Source organism: Leifsonia sp. 71-9 (assembly GCF_001898805.1).
Taxonomy (GTDB): domain Bacteria; phylum Actinomycetota; class Actinomycetes; order Actinomycetales; family Microbacteriaceae; genus Leifsonia.
Genome location: NZ_MKVJ01000021.1, coordinates 658,110 through 672,245, shown reverse-complemented (window position 1 = coordinate 672,245; position 14,136 = coordinate 658,110). Strand labels below are relative to the sequence as shown.

Genomic DNA, 14,136 nt, shown 5'->3' with positions numbered 1-14,136 from the left:
CCCGGTGGCCCTACTTCTGCAGCACCGGCTTCCACGCCCCCGTCGCGACAGCGTCGTCCTGTGCATCGGCGGCGAACCGGTCGAGCCGGAACGTCGCCAGGACGGGCGATGGCGCTCCGGTCAGGATCTCCTCCGCGGCGAGCTCGCCCAGCGCGAGGCCGAGGGTCGCGCCCGAGTGGGTGAACAGGGCGTAGAGGCCCGGGATCGACGGCACCGGACCGGCCACCGGCTCGCCGTCGCCGGGGATCGGCTTCAGGCCGGCGCCGACGCGTGCAGCGGTGAGGGTCGGGTGCCCGGCGAGGACCTTCGACGCCTCCTCGAGAAGCCCGGCCACCGACTCCTCGGGCACGGTGATCGTGCCGTCGTCCGCCACGGAGGTCGACTGCTCGGCCCAGTCCGCGTCGAGCACGAGGCGTCCGTCGGGGGTCGGGCGCACGGCGACGCGCGGCGTGTTGAGCACGGTGGTCACCGCGGCGTCCACGGGCTCGGTGAACACCACGAAGGCCGTCGGCGTGGCATCCGGGACGGTCACGCCGAGGGCGGCGAGCTGCGCCGGGACGGCGGGACCCGTTGCCAGCACGACCTGATCGGCGGCGAGCCGGGTGCCGTCCGCCAGGATCACTCCGGCTGCGGCTCCGTCAACGACGTCGACCCGCGCCTGCCCGGCGTGCTCGACGACCGTCGCACCGTCCGCCACGGCCTCCGCGATGAGCGCGGCGATGAGGTCCGGCAGGCTCACCCAGCCCTCTCCCGCGTTGAAGATGGCGCCCTCCCCGGCGACGGACGCGGGGTCGACATCCGGCGCGAACCGGGCGACCTCATCCCGCTCGACCCAGATCGAGTCGTAGCCGTTGGCCCGCTCGAAGGCGAAGGTGTCGCGGAAGCTTTCGCCCTCCCCGGCCCACTTGAGAGCTCCGTCGAAGCGGAGGTAGCCCTGGCTGTCGGGGTGCTGCTCGCGCCACGTGCGGTAGCGGTCGAGCGCGATCAGCCGCAGGTAGTGGTACTCGGGGGTGCGGTCGCCGGAGGAGTTCAGCCACGCGATCGAGCGGCCGGACGCGCCGTCGGCGAGCGAGCCCGCGGTGACGAGCGTCACGTCGGCGCCGCCCCTGGCCAGGTGGGCGTAGGTGGACGCTCCGAGGATGCCGCCGCCGATGACGACGACGCGGGGACGGAGGGAAGGGGTGCTCATGATGCTCACTTTCGGTTCCAGGTCTGGATGGTGTCGATCACTTCGAGGGCCGCGAGGCTGTCCCGCGGGTCGACGGGGAGCGGCGCACCGCCGCGCAGGGAGGCCGCGAGCCGGCGGTAGAAGTCGGCGTAGTCGCCCGGTTCGAGCGGCACGCTGTCGTGGTGGGCGTCCGTGCCGAGGCGGGCGGTCGTGCCGGCGACGCCGAGTCGCGGGTCGCCGGGACGCATCCCGGCTCCGAGCTGGTCCTCCTGCGGGTCCAGCCCCCACGAGAGGAATCCGCCGCGGGATCCCAGGGCGCGGAAACGCGGGCCCGAGAGCGGAGCCACCGCGCTCATCCACAGGTGGCTCGTGGTCCCGGAGTCGTGGTCGAGCACGACGAAGACGTCGTCATCGGCTGCTCCCCCGCGACGGTTCCGGACCTCGGCGTGCGCCACCGTCGCCGGACCGAACAGCAGCAGGGCCTGGTCGACGAGGTGTGCTCCGAGATCGAGCAGCACGCCGCCGCCGTCCCCGGCCGTGGTGGTCGCCTTCCAGGAGTCGCCGGCGGAGGGCATCCACCACTCGAACCGCGACTCGAAGCGCCGGACGTCGCCGAGCGCCCCGTCCGAAACCAGGCGGCGCAGCGTGCGGAAGTCGCCGTCCCAGCGGCGGTTCTGGAAGACCGTGAACGGCACGCCGGCGGCGTCGGCCCGCTCGATGAGCGCCCGGCCGGACGCGGCGTCGGGGCTGAACGGCTTGTCGACCACCGTCGCGATCCCGGCGTCGATCGCCGCGGTCGCGTGGGCGACGTGGAGCGGTGTCGGCGAGGCCACGACCACGAGGTCGAGTCCGGGATGCGCGAGCAGCGCCTCCACGTCGGGGACCGCGATCGCGCCCGGGTGGTCGGCGGCGAGCCTGTCGACCTGCGATGTCACCACGGCGGCGAGTTCGAAGGCGGGGTCCGCCGCGAGGAACGGGGCGTGGAACACGCGCCCGGCGACGCCGTAGCCGATCAGTCCGACGCGGAGGGCGTCCCCGCCGCTCACAGCACCTCCGACAGGAAGCGCTGCAGCCGCGGGCTCTGCGGCCGGTCGAACAGGTCGTGTGGCCGACCGGCCTCCACGACGCGTCCCTCGTCCATGAAGACCACCTGGTCGGCGACCTTGCGGGCGAAGTTCATCTCGTGGGTGACGACGACCATGGTCATGCCGCGGCGGCCCAGGTCGGCCATGAGGTTGAGGACGCCCTTCACCAGCTCGGGGTCGAGCGCGCTGGTGACCTCGTCGAACAGCATGACCTCCGGCTCCATGGCGAGCGCGCGGGCGATGGCGACGCGCTGCTGCTGGCCGCCGGACAGGTCGCGGGGCCGGTGGTCCATCCGCTCGCCGAGGCCGACCTCGGTCAGGCGCTCCTCCGCGATGCGCTGGGCCTGCTCCCGGGGCAGCTTCTTGACCGAGCGCAGCGCCAGCGTCACGTTCTGGAGCGCGGTGTGGTCGGGGAAGAGGTTGAAATGCTGGAAGACCAGCCCGATCCGCCGCCGCAGGGTGTCGGGCTTCGTGCCCAGGATGCTCTCGCCGCCGAGCCGCACGTCGCCGCTCTTCGGCTCGTGCAGCCGGTTGACGCCGCGGAGCATGGTCGACTTGCCCGAGCCCGAGGGGCCGATGACGCAGGTCGTGGTGCCGGGGGCGACGGCGATGGAGACGCCGCGGAGCACCTCGATGTCGCCGTACGCCATGGTCAGGTCGACGAGCTCGAGGGACGAGCCGCGCAGGTCCGCGCGGGTCTGCGCGGGCAGAGGAGAGGTGTAGGTCATGTGTTGCTCCCGAGGGTGATCGGCGCAGGGGTCTGCACCTCGTCCAGCTCATCCAGTCCGCTCTTGGGCGGGGCCGGCCGGCGGCGCCCGGTGCGGAACCGGTTGTCGAAGTGGTTCACGACATGGGTCAGCGGAACCGTGATGACCAGGTAGAAGAGACCGGCCAGCACCAGCGGGGAGAGGTTGCCCGTCAGCACGGCGGCGTCCTGCCCGACGCGGAACAGCTCCCGCTCCCCGACCAGCAGGCCGAGGAAGTAGACGAGGCTCGAGTCCTTGACGATGGCGATGAACTGGTTGACGAGGGCGGGCAGCACGCGGCGGATACCCTGGGGCACCACCACCAGCCGCATCGCCTTCCCGTAGCTCAGGCCGAGCGCCCGGCAGGCCTCCAGCTGGCCGCGCTCGACGCTCTGGATGCCGGCGCGGAAGATCTCGCCGATGTAGGCGGCGGCGATCAGCGACAGCGCCAGGATGCCCAGCGGGTAGGGCGACGGCCCGAAGACCGACTGCGAGAACCGCGCGAATCCCTGCCCGATCAGCAGGATGGTGAGGATCGCGGGCAGCCCGCGGAACACGTCGGTGTAGATGCGCGCCGGGATGCGCAGCCAGCGCGACGTGGAGATCCCCATGACCGCGAGGACCATGCCGAGCACGACGCCCAGGACGGTCGCCGCGGCGGAGATGATCAGCGTGTTCACCAGTCCGACTGTCAGCAGCTGCGGGAAGACCTGCAGCATCGACGGGATGTCGAAGAAGGTGTGCGAGATGGTGTTGAGCCAGTCCATGGGGATTCTCCCTGTCGGCCTACTTGCTGGGGGTGGGGGTCGAGGTCTGCTCGGCCTTCGGCAGGTACTGCTCGGGCATCGGCGAGCCCGGGAACCACTTCTGGTAGAGCGTCTTCCAGGTGCCGTCCTCCATCGCCGCGTGCAGGGCGGTGTCGAGCGCCTTCTTCAGCGCCGGGTTGCCCTTGGCGATGGCGAAGCCGGCGGGAGCGTCGAACGACGGGATGTCCTCCGCGTCCTTCAGGTCCGGGTACTGCGCGATGTAGCTCTTCAGCGCCTCGTAGTCGAGGAAGTGCGCGTCGATCGAGCCGCTGTTGAGCGCCGACACGGCCGCGTTGTTGTCCGGGAAGCGCACCAGGCTCGCCTTCGGGAAGTGCTTGACCGCGTAGGTCTCCTGCAGCGTGCCCTGCACGACGCCGAGGCGCTTGCCCGCGAGGTCGGCGGAGGAGTCGATGCCCGAGCTCCTCGTGGTGAGGACGCTGAGGTAGCCGGCGAGGTATCCGTCGGAGAAGTCGACCGTCTTCTTGCGCTCGTCGGTGATGCCGATGGCGGCGACGCCGACGTCGAACTGGTGGTTGGCGACGGCGGACAGGAGGCCGGAGAAGTCCTGGCCCGTGAAGACCGCCTTGCCGAGGTGGGCGCGCTTGGCGACGTCGGTGAACAGCTCCACGTCGAAGCCGGTGAAGTTGCCGTTCGCGTCGGTGAATGTGTACGGCTTGGCGTCGCCGAGGCTGGCGACGCGGACGGTGCCGGCCTCGATCAGCCCGTACGGGTTGTCCTTCGTGGCGGAGCCGGAGGCCCCGCCCGAACTGCAGGCGGCGAGGACGAGGGCGGCGGAGGCGGCGGCCGCCAGGAGTCCGGCGGGCCGGAGGAGAGTGCGTCGTTTCACTGCGGGGTCCAATCGTGCGTTGGGCGGTTCGGCGGGGACGCGAAAGGAGCGATCCTCATCGATCTGTGTGAGTTGCAGAGACCGGTCTCAGTCACTTACGCTGAGACCGGTCTCAGTTGGTTTTCTGGGACTGTACCCGACACTTCGCGGGTTCGTCAATACGATGATGTTTGCGATACGCGGCGAGATGGAAACGGAAGGCGGCGTCGATGAGCCCCCAGCACCAGGCGAGACATGCGGCGACAGTGGCGGACATCGCCCGGGTCGCGAAGGTGTCGAAGGCCACCGCGGCCAGAGCGCTCGGTGAGTACGGTCAGGTCAGCCAGGCGGTCCGGGATCGCGTGCTGGCAGCCGCCGAGGAGCTCGACTACCGCCCGAACGCGCTCGCGAAGTCGATGAACACCGGCCGCTCGAACACCATCGGGGTCGTCGTGGGCGACATCGAGAACCCGTTCTTCGCCCTGGCGATGCGCGGCATCTCCGACGTGGCCAGCGAGGCCGGCTACTCCGTCATCCTCATCAACTCCGACGAGACCGTGGAGGCCGAGGAGGCCGCCCTGGACGTCCTCCTCGACAACCAGGTCGACGCGGTCATCGTCGCCCCGGCCTCCTCCGCTCACGTCGAGCACCTGGGCAACGCCTCCCGCGCCGGGCGTCCGCTGGTGCTGCTGGACCGCCGGGCGAACGGGGAGGGCTACGACTCCGTGACCGTCGACAACCGTTCGGCGGCGCGGGCGGCGACCGAGGAGCTGCTCCGCCACGGCCATCGCCGGATCGCGTTCGTCTCGACCCACGAGTACCCGCAGCCGACCTACGACCGCGGCCACCAGATCACCATGTCCTCCGTGGCCGACCGCGTCACCGGCTTCCTGGAGACGCTCGACGCGGCGGGGATCGACACCCCCGAGCGCTACATCCGACTGGATGCCCGGCGGCGCGGCGTGGAGGCGGTGACCCGCGAGCTCCTCCGGGAGGATCCTCCCGTCACCGCCATCATCGCCTCGGACAGTCTGATCGCCATGTCCGTCTTCAGCACCCTCCGCAGCGACGGGTTCCGCATCCCGGACGACGTCTCGCTGATCGCGTTCGACAATCCCGCGTGGACGGCCATCACCACCCCGCCGCTGACGGTGGTGGAGCAGCCGATCTACGAGCTCGGCGCCGCAGCGGCCCGGCGCGCCCTGCAGCGCGTGCGCGACGAACGCGTCGCCGACGCCGCCCTGGTCTTCGAGACCCGGCTGCTCAGCCGGGAGTCGGTGGGAACTGCTCCCGCCTGATTGAAAAGCAAGTGCCATTCGGTTTATGGTCGACCCATGGCACAACGGGGTTCGTACGCGAAAGGCGTCGCCAAGCGCGAGGAGATCCTCTCGACGGCGCTCGACGTGATCGCCCGGGAGGGCTATGGCGGCGCGTCCGTGAAGGCGCTCGCCGACGCCGCGGGGTTGAGCCAGGCGGGGCTGCTGCACTACTTCGACAGCAAGGACGAGCTCTTCACCGAGATCCTGCGCAAGCGCGACGACCTCGATCTGGAGACGTACCGCTCCGAGAGCGGCGATCCGTTCCGCGTCTTCCTGCGGGTGATGCGCCACAACGCCGAGGTCCCCGGGCTCGTCGAGCTGTACACGCGCCTCGCCGCCGAGGCGAGCGACCACGCCCATCCCGCCCACCGGTTCTTCCTCGCCCGTCGCGCGGCGATGCGTGCCCTGTTCGACGGGATGGTCGAGGACGGCAGACGCGCGGGGCGCTACCCCGCCGACTTCGACACGGCTGCGTTCGGCACCATCCTGAACGCCGCCGCGGACGGCCTGCAGACGATGTGGCTGCAGGATCCCACCATCGACATGGCGGCGGAGCTCGAGCGACTGCTCGTGGCCCTCGGCGTCCTCACCCTCGAACGGAGCACCCTCCCATGAGCGATCCCGCCATCGACGTCGACGCGACCGATCCCGCAGCGACAGGTCCGGTCGTCCGGATCGACGCCGGCGATGTCCGGGGCGTGTGGCGCGAGTCGTCCGCCGCGTTCCTCGGCATCCCGTTCGCCGAGCCTCCGGTCGGCCCGCTGCGGTTCGAGGCACCTGTCCCGGTCGCCCCGTGGGAGGGGGTGCGGGATGCGACGCGACTCGGCGCGACGCCGCAGCGCAAGCAGCTCGCCGAGATCACGCTGATCCCCGAGCCTTCCATCCCCGGCGACTCGACGCTCAACGTCAACGTGTACACGCCCGCACCCGGGGAGCCCGGGGCGTCGCTGCCCGTGCTCGTCTACATCCACGGCGGCGGCTACACGGCCGGCTCGCCCGCGAGCCCCTGGTACGACGGCCGGGCGTTCAACCGCGACGGCGTCGTCACCGTCTCCCTCTCCTACCGGCTCGGCTTCGACGGCTTCGGCTACATCGAGGGCGCCCCCAGCAATCGCGGTGTGCGCGACTGGCTGCTCGCCCTCGACTGGGTGCAGCGCAACATCGCGGCGTTCGGCGGCGACCCCGGGCAGGTCACGATCGCCGGGCAGTCCGCCGGCGGCGGCGCGGTGCTGACGCTGCTCGGGATGCCCGCCGCGCAGCATCTCTTCCGCGCCGTGTGGAGCCTCTCGGGCGCCGTCGGCGACGTCGCGGAGGCTCGGGCGAAGGGGATCGCGCAGAACCTCGCGCGCCTCGCCGGTGTCGAGGCGAACCGGGACGGCTTCGCCACGGTGCCCGAGACGCGCATCCTCGAGCTCCAGGACAAGGCGACCAACCCCGACGACCTGGATCCCATGGCCGGCGTCACCGCGATGCTCACGGAGGGCCTCCCCTGGGGGCCGATGATCGACGGCGACCTGCTCGTGCAGTCGACCCTCGACTCCCTCCGCAGCGGCGTCGGCAGCGACAAGCCGCTGGTGCTCGGGGCGAACGACGACGAGTTCACGATGGCGACCGACTCCGCGAAGAACAAGCTCCGCTTCATCCCGGCCGGGATCGCGCTCGGCAAGCTGCTCGGCGACAAGGCGCGCCGCAAGGCCTATCTCGCCGCCAATGCGCCGCAGCGCCGCAAGGGCACCGCGGCCGTGCTCGGCAGGTTCGTGACCGACAGCGTGTTCCGGGCGCCGGTCGTCCGCATCGCCGATGCCCGCGCGGCGCACCCGACCTGGGTCTACCGCTTCTCGTGGGTGTCGCCGAAGCTCGGCTGGGCGGCCCACTGCCTCGACGTCCCGTTCTGGTTCGACTGCCTCGACGCGGAGAAGGTCGACTTCATCGCCGGCGACAACCCGCCGCAGTCGCTCGCGACCGCCCTGCACGCGGCGGCGGTCGCGTTCGTCCGGGAGGGTGCACCGGGATGGCGGCCCTGGTCGGAGGCCGAGGGCGCGACGCGCGTGTTCGGCCGCGACCCGGCCTCCCCCGAGCTGTTGCCCGACGGCTACGCCTCGGTGCGCGCGCTGGTCTGAGAGCGACGCGGCGCGGGCATTCAGTCCCGCGTCGCGCCCGGCCAGAGGTAGGGGAGGTCGTCCGGCACGTCCGGGAAGAACGGCCGGTAGAACTCCGGGTCCTTCCGCACGAGGTTCGACTGGTGGCTGCGGTGGAAGCCGGCGTCGCCGATCCACGGCGGCAGCTCGAGATCGTCCTGGGCGAGGTCGGCGACCTCCGGGGCGAACGCGAGCACCTGCGGGCGCACCGTGTCCGCATGCCCCTGCTCGATCCAGGCGTCCGCCGACTCGAGCGCGTATTTCGTCAGCGCCGGGAGGTATCCCCGCCACATCAGTGCGACCGGGTGGTGGCGCCATCCGTACCCGGGCACGGTGATCGCCCGCAGCACCTGCAGCGCCTCCACGCGCTGCTTGCCCATCCGGGCGCGGTCGAGGACGCGCACGCTCTCGGCGAAGGACGGATACGGGAGGAAGGTCTGCACGCGGCACACGGTACGCGCGCCGGGCTGCCGCCTTCAGCCCGCGGCGTGCCGTTCGGCGGACTCCAGGATGGACTCGACGCCGAACAGGAAGATCTCCCTGTCCCGCAGCGCGACGAGCTCGGTCGCGTTGGCGGCGACATGGGGATGCTCGGTCGGGTCGACGCGCAGCGGACCCTCCAGCCAGAGGTCGCCTTCGCCATCGCCGGCCGAGCCGCCGCCGGCCGAGCCGCCAGTGCCGGCGCGCGCGTGCGCGATCCCCGCGGCCCCGGAGAGCACGAACGACGAGAGCAGCGCGTAGTGCCGCACCATCATCCCGCTGTCGAGCCCCGCCTCCGCGAAGGCCGCGAGGATGAGCTCGATCGTCCGCGTCTCCGCCGGCCCGTTGGTCGTCAGGACGGTCGCCTCGACGGCGATCGCGGGATACTGCGTGAAGACGTCGAGGGTGGCGACGGCCAGCGAGCGCAGCCGCGAGCGCCAGTCGCCGGCGACCTCGACGCGGGCGAGCACCTGCGCGAGCACCTCGTCGAGCAGCGCCTGCATGAGCGCGTGCTTGTTCGGGAAATGGCGGTACGCCGCGGTGGGATCGGCGCCGAGGGCCGCGCCGATGCTCCGCACCGAGATCGCAGAGGCATCGGCACCCTGCGCGATCGCCATCCCGGCCTCCACGATGCGCTCCCTGGTCAGGCGCGCGCGCGGCGCCGCGGACGTCTCGCGAGACCGCACCATCGTCCTTCTCCGCCCTCGGCGACCCGGGATGGCCGCCACCCCTCCCACGATAGGGCCCGCGGCCACCCTGTCAACACTGTTGACATCGGTGTTGCGCGGCCCGTAGCATCCCACTCATTCCGCGTTCGACGAAGACAGGGAGCGATCGAGTGGCAGCAGCAGACGTCATCTTCACCGGGGGCCCGGTCTTCACCGGTGCCGGCGCTCCGGTCACCGGGCACGCCGTCGTCGTGAGCGGAGGTCGCATCCTCGCCGTCGTCCCCGAAGCCGAGGCGGAGGCGCACCGCGGGGACGGCACCCGCGTCGTCGAGCTCGGCGGGGCGCTGCTGTCGCCGGGATTCCAGGACGCGCACATCCATCCCGTCGGCGGCGGCGTGGAGCTGCTGCAGTGCAATCTCGCCGAGGCGGTCGACGCGGAGGACGCCCTGCGGCGCATCGCCGACTACGCGGCGGCGAACCCCGACGGCTGGATCCTCGGCGGCGGGTGGGCGATGGACCACTACGCCGGAGGCGCCCCGACCCGGCACTCCCTCGACGCCGTCGTCGGCGACCGGCCCGTGCTGCTGAGCAACCGCGACCATCACGGCGTGTGGGCGAGCACGGCGGCGATCCGGCTCGCCGGCCTGGACGCCGCCACCCCCGACCCGGCCGATGGGCGCATCGAGCGGGAGGCGGACGGGTTCCCGGCCGGCACCTTCCACGAGGGCGCCGGCGACGCCTTCGATGCGGTCCTTCCTCCGGTCGACGAGGAGCTCGTGTACGCCGGCCTGCTCCGCGCCCAGTCCGAGCTGCTCGCGCTCGGCATCACCGGCTGGCAGGACGCCCTCATCGGCAGCGCCGCCGGCATCCCCGAGAACCTCGCTGTCTATCGTCGCGCGCTCGAGGAGGGCGCGCTCGTCGCGCACGTCGTCGGCGCACAGTGGTGGGCGCGCAGCGGAGGGGCGGAGCAGGTGGCCGAGATGGTCGCGCGCCGCGACGAGCTCGCGGCCGTCGACCCCGAGCGGTTCCAGCTCGGAACGGTGAAGATCATGGTCGACGGCGTGGCCGAGAACCGCACCGCGGCCATGAAGGCCCCGTACCGGGACGGCCACGGTCACGACACCGACAACGCGGGTCTCTCCTTCATCGACCCCGAGCTCCTGCGCGACTATGTGACCGCCCTCGACCGCGAGGGCTTCCAGGTGCACTTCCACGCCCTCGGCGACCGGGCGGTCCAGGAGGCGCTCGATGCGGTGGAGGCGGCGCGCGCGGCCAACGGTGCGACCGACGGCCGCCACCACCTCGCGCACCTGCAGGTCGTCGCCGAGGACGACGTTCCCCGGTTCGCCGAGCTGGATGCGATCGCGAACCTCCAGGCCCTGTGGGCGTGCCACGAGCCGCAGCTCGACGAGCTCACGCTGCCCTTCCTCCAGGAGGAAGCCGAGGCCCGGCAGTATCCGTTCGGCGACCTCCACCGCCACGGTGCGCGCCTCGCCGCCGGGAGCGACTGGCCGGTGTCGAGCGCGAACCCGATCGAGGCGATCCACATCGCGGTGAACCGCGTCTCGCCGGGCAGCGACGACGAGCCCTTGGGCGGCCCGCACCAGCGCCTCGACCTCGCGACCGCCTTCGCCGCGTACACCTCGGGCTCCGCCTACGCGAACCACCGCGACCACGACACCGGGAGCATCGCGCCCGGGTACCTCGCCAACCTCGTCGTCATCGAGCCGAACCCGTTCGACGCCCCGGCGGACGCCATCCACCTCTCCGCGGTGACCTCCACCTGGGTCGAGGGGAGGGCCGTCCACGCACGCGAAGTCTGATGACGCCGGAGAAGGAGAGCTACGCGCTCTCGCTGCGCCACTCGCTGTCGATGGCCTCGCCGCGGTCGAAGGCGGCCTCCTCCCGCTCGCGCAGTTCGACGCGGCGGATCTTGCCGGAGATCGTCTTGGGCAGCTCGAAGAACTCGATGCGGCGCACGCGCTCGAAGGCCGAGAGCTCCGTGCGTGCGTGCGCGAAGATCGCAGCGGCGGTCTCGGCGTCGGGCGCCCAGCCCTCGGCGAGCGCGACGTACGCCTTCACGACGCTGTGCCGGGTCGCATCCGGAGCCGGCACCACCGCCGACTCGGCCACCGCCGGGTGCCGCAGCAGCACGCTCTCGACCTCGAACGGCGAGATCTTGTAGTCCGACGACTTGAAGATGTCGTCCGTGCGGCCGACGAAGGTGATCGTGCCGTCCTCGGCCTGCTCGGCCACGTCTCCGGTGTGGAAGTAGCCGTCGGCGCGTGCCGCCGCCGTCTTCTCGTCGTCGCCGAGGTAGCCCGACATCAGGTTGACGGGCTCGACGGACAGGTCGAGGCAGATCTCCCCCACGTTCGCCCGCTCGCCCGTGAGCGGGTCCACGATCGCGATCGCGACGCCCGGCAGCGCCCGTCCCATCGAGCCGGGGACCACCGCGGCTCCGGGCGGGTTCGCGATCAGGGCGGTCGTCTCGGTCTGGCCGTACCCGTCCCGGATGGTCAGCCCCCACGCCTGCTCCACCGCGGCGATCACGCCGGGGTTGAGCGGCTCGCCGGCCGACAGGATCTCCCGGAGCGCGCGCGGCTTCGGGCCGAGCGCGCTCTGGATGAGCATCCGCCACACCGTCGGCGGCGCGCAGAACGTCGAGACCTCCGCCTCGTCCAGGTGCGCGAGCAGCGCAGCGGGATCGAAGCGGCGGTAGTTGTACACGTACACGGTCGCCTCGGCGATCCACGGCGCGAAGAAGCAGCTCCAGGCGTGCTTGCCCCAGCCGGGCGAACTGATCGCCAGGTGGATGTCGCCGGGCTCGACGCCGAGCCAGTACATGGTGGAAAGGTGCCCGACCGGGTAGGAGGAGTGCGTGTGCACCACCATCTTCGGCTTGGAGGTCGTGCCCGAGGTGAAGTAGACGAGGCACGGGTCGTCGGTGCGCACCGTCACCTGGGGCCGTGCTCCGCGCTCGTCGTACGACTCGGCGTAGTCCCGCCAGCCCGCTCCCCCGTCGACGGCGATGCGGCCGAAGTCGCCCTCGATCCCGGCGAACTTGTCCAGCTCCGCCGCGTCGGCGATGACGTGGCGCACCTGCCCGCGCTCGAGCCGGTCGGCGAGGTCGGTGCTCGACAGGAGCGTCGTGGTCGGCAGGATCACGGCGCCCAGCTTCATGATCGCCAGCATCGACTCCCAGAGCTCGACGCGGTTGCCGAGCATCAGCATCACATGGTCGCCCTGCCGCACGCCGGTGGAGGCCAGCCAGGCGGCGACCTGATCGGAGCGCTGCCGCATCCCGTCGTACGTGACCCTGGTCTCGCGGCCGTCCTCCTCCACGATCCAGAGGGCGAGCCGCTCGTTGCCGAGGGCGATCGCGTCGAACCAGTCGACCGCCCAGTTGAAGTGGTCGCCGACGTCCGGCCATGCGAAGGCGGCGGTCGCGGCGCGTTCGTCGGTGCGGTGCTCGAGCAGGGTGTCGCGAGCCGCCCGGAAGCTCTCCATGGAGGTCATCACCACAGTGTGCCGCATGTCGCGGGGCGAGAGGTCACAGGAGCGTCGTGGCGGTGCTGGGAACGGTGGCGACGAACGCGGAGGCGTGCGCGAACTGCGTCTCATCGAAGGCGGATGCCATGCTCTCGATCTCCGCGGCTCCGATCCCGTTGCGAGCCGCCGTCTCGCGCCAGGTGGACACGGCGCGGAGCACCGGCACGAGGGCTTCGGCGGCGGCCATCGCATTCAGGTGGTAGACGTCGCTGGTCTCGATCAGGAGCCGGATGTCGCGGTCCACCGGGTCGTCGCGATCGCTGATCCGCCGGGAGCGGATCCGCCCGCCCGCCCGGGTCGGGTTGACGTCGAAAAGGGGGCTGAGCCGCCATCCGGAGTCCCGGCGCAGGAAGCCGTGGTTCTTCCAATGGTCATCCGCATTGCCGACGAGCACGGTGAGCGCCACTCGCTGGAACAGTTCCCGCAGATCGTGCTTGGCGTGCTCAGGTACGAGGTGGTCGATGGTGTCTGCGAAATCCGCATAGGTCGCCTGCTGGTTCTGCGGGCCCAGCTGCATGGCGGTCATCGCCGAGATGAATCCTGCTCTGCGCTGATTCGGTGCACCTGGCTCCCCGTCGCGATCGAAGCGCTCGATCAGCAGCGACGACCCCCGCTCGGCCAGTGGGATCAGCCGTCGTCGCGGCACGCGGAGCCCGGCCTTCGCAGCGATGTCGAGGGCGGTGGCCTCCCAGGCCTCCAGGTCGGAGCGACGGTCGCGGTTGGAGGGCAGCTTCAGCATCCACAGCGAGCCGTCGACCTCCGGGATCGACGCCTTGGGCCGCGCGCCTCCCAGGCTCGATCCGGCGAACCCGAGGATCTCGATGTCATCCTCGGTCGCCTCGTACTCCTCGAACCGTCCGGCAGCCTCGGCGATGCGGCGGACGTCGTGCGTGTTCGCAGCGGTGTGCGCCGCCGAGGTGAGCCAGCGCTCGCCGACCGGGCGCGCGCCCGTCGCCGTGAAGCGCAGGGCGCCCATCCGGGTGAGGTCGTTCTGCTGCACCAGGTGATCGAACTCCCCGAGCCCGCGGGGAGCGTCGCGCTGCAACGCGTACTCGGCCTCGATGAGCGCGGCGCCCCAGTCGTCGGGCCGCACGTCCGCGAACGCACCGAAGAGCGTCGTGTCGGCGCCGGAGAACTGTCGTCCGGCCACGAGGGGCAGGTCGGGCGAAAGCGCGTAGCGATCAGGGTGTGCCAGGTAGCCGGGCGCGTACTCGAACGAGCTGCCGGCGAGGGTGCGACCCCCCATGAAGGAGGCGCGCAGCGAACCGACGAGGATCGGCGCCCCGCGGCGATCGTCCAGGTAGACATCGACGGCGTCGATCAATCTCATCCGTTCGGAGCCCACCGT

General features: G+C 71.5%; 13 protein-coding genes. 4 read left to right on the top strand and 9 right to left on the bottom strand.

Going from position 1 to position 14,136, the window contains the following annotated elements:
• Nucleotides 1-10 precede the first annotated feature (10 nt).
• The 5 genes from BGO91_RS19770 to BGO91_RS19750 are packed head-to-tail and all read right to left on the bottom strand — an operon-like array spanning nucleotide 11 to nucleotide 4,652.
• The gene (locus BGO91_RS19770) at nucleotides 11-1,189 is read right to left on the bottom strand and encodes an FAD-binding oxidoreductase (protein ID WP_290474444.1); all 1,179 of its coding nucleotides are present in this window, start codon (nucleotides 1,187-1,189) and stop codon (nucleotides 11-13) included.
• Between the two features lie 5 nt (nucleotides 1,190-1,194).
• Nucleotides 1,195-2,214: a Gfo/Idh/MocA family oxidoreductase gene (locus BGO91_RS19765; RefSeq protein ID WP_290474443.1), complete on the bottom strand. Its 1,020-nt coding sequence runs from the start codon at nucleotides 2,212-2,214 to the stop codon at nucleotides 1,195-1,197.
• Nucleotides 2,211-2,981: an amino acid ABC transporter ATP-binding protein gene (locus tag BGO91_RS19760; RefSeq protein ID WP_290474442.1), complete on the bottom strand. Its 771-nt coding sequence runs from the start codon at nucleotides 2,979-2,981 to the stop codon at nucleotides 2,211-2,213. The genes BGO91_RS19765 and BGO91_RS19760 overlap by 4 nt, the downstream gene beginning before the upstream one ends.
• Nucleotides 2,978-3,766, bottom strand: coding sequence for an amino acid ABC transporter permease (locus BGO91_RS19755; protein ID WP_290474441.1), 789 nt, complete (start codon nucleotides 3,764-3,766; stop codon nucleotides 2,978-2,980). The genes BGO91_RS19760 and BGO91_RS19755 overlap by 4 nt, the downstream gene beginning before the upstream one ends.
• Before the next feature lie 19 nt (nucleotides 3,767-3,785).
• The gene (locus BGO91_RS19750) at nucleotides 3,786-4,652 is read right to left on the bottom strand and encodes an ABC transporter substrate-binding protein (protein WP_290474440.1); all 867 of its coding nucleotides are present in this window, start codon (nucleotides 4,650-4,652) and stop codon (nucleotides 3,786-3,788) included.
• A 209-nt stretch (nucleotides 4,653-4,861) separates the two neighbouring features.
• On the opposite strand from BGO91_RS19750, the gene BGO91_RS19745 reads away from it, so the two are divergent.
• Genes BGO91_RS19745 through BGO91_RS19735 form a run of 3 tightly spaced genes read left to right on the top strand, consistent with a single transcriptional unit; the run spans nucleotide 4,862 to nucleotide 8,070 of the window.
• Nucleotides 4,862-5,929, top strand: coding sequence for a LacI family DNA-binding transcriptional regulator (locus BGO91_RS19745; RefSeq protein ID WP_290474439.1), 1,068 nt, complete (start codon nucleotides 4,862-4,864; stop codon nucleotides 5,927-5,929).
• A gap of 36 nt (nucleotides 5,930-5,965) precedes the next feature.
• Nucleotides 5,966-6,565 (top strand): TetR/AcrR family transcriptional regulator, encoded by a 600-nt coding sequence (locus tag BGO91_RS19740; protein WP_290474438.1) that lies wholly within the window; start codon nucleotides 5,966-5,968, stop codon nucleotides 6,563-6,565.
• Nucleotides 6,562-8,070, top strand: a complete 1,509-nt coding sequence (locus BGO91_RS19735; protein WP_290474437.1) for a carboxylesterase family protein — start codon at nucleotides 6,562-6,564, stop codon at nucleotides 8,068-8,070. Before BGO91_RS19740 ends, BGO91_RS19735 begins: the two co-directional genes overlap by 4 nt.
• A gap of 20 nt (nucleotides 8,071-8,090) precedes the next feature.
• Here the strand turns inward: BGO91_RS19735 and BGO91_RS19730 are convergent, their stop codons facing one another.
• Nucleotides 8,091-8,531: an MSMEG_6728 family protein gene (locus BGO91_RS19730; RefSeq protein WP_290474436.1), complete on the bottom strand. Its 441-nt coding sequence runs from the start codon at nucleotides 8,529-8,531 to the stop codon at nucleotides 8,091-8,093.
• 33 nt (nucleotides 8,532-8,564) lie between these two features.
• Nucleotides 8,565-9,257: a TetR/AcrR family transcriptional regulator gene (locus tag BGO91_RS19725; protein WP_290474435.1), complete on the bottom strand. Its 693-nt coding sequence runs from the start codon at nucleotides 9,255-9,257 to the stop codon at nucleotides 8,565-8,567.
• A gap of 149 nt (nucleotides 9,258-9,406) precedes the next feature.
• Here BGO91_RS19725 and BGO91_RS19720 point away from each other — a divergent pair, with 149 nt between their 5' ends.
• Nucleotides 9,407-11,059, top strand: a complete 1,653-nt coding sequence (locus BGO91_RS19720; RefSeq protein WP_290474434.1) for an amidohydrolase — start codon at nucleotides 9,407-9,409, stop codon at nucleotides 11,057-11,059.
• 19 nt (nucleotides 11,060-11,078) lie between these two features.
• Here the strand turns inward: BGO91_RS19720 and BGO91_RS19715 are convergent, their stop codons facing one another.
• Together BGO91_RS19715 and BGO91_RS19710 are read right to left on the bottom strand one after the other, a co-directional pair.
• Nucleotides 11,079-12,755: an AMP-binding protein gene (locus tag BGO91_RS19715; RefSeq protein ID WP_290474433.1), complete on the bottom strand. Its 1,677-nt coding sequence runs from the start codon at nucleotides 12,753-12,755 to the stop codon at nucleotides 11,079-11,081.
• A 34-nt stretch (nucleotides 12,756-12,789) separates the two neighbouring features.
• Nucleotides 12,790-14,118, bottom strand: coding sequence for a type II toxin-antitoxin system HipA family toxin (locus BGO91_RS19710; RefSeq protein WP_290474432.1), 1,329 nt, complete (start codon nucleotides 14,116-14,118; stop codon nucleotides 12,790-12,792).
• Nucleotides 14,119-14,136: the final 18 nt, after the last annotated feature.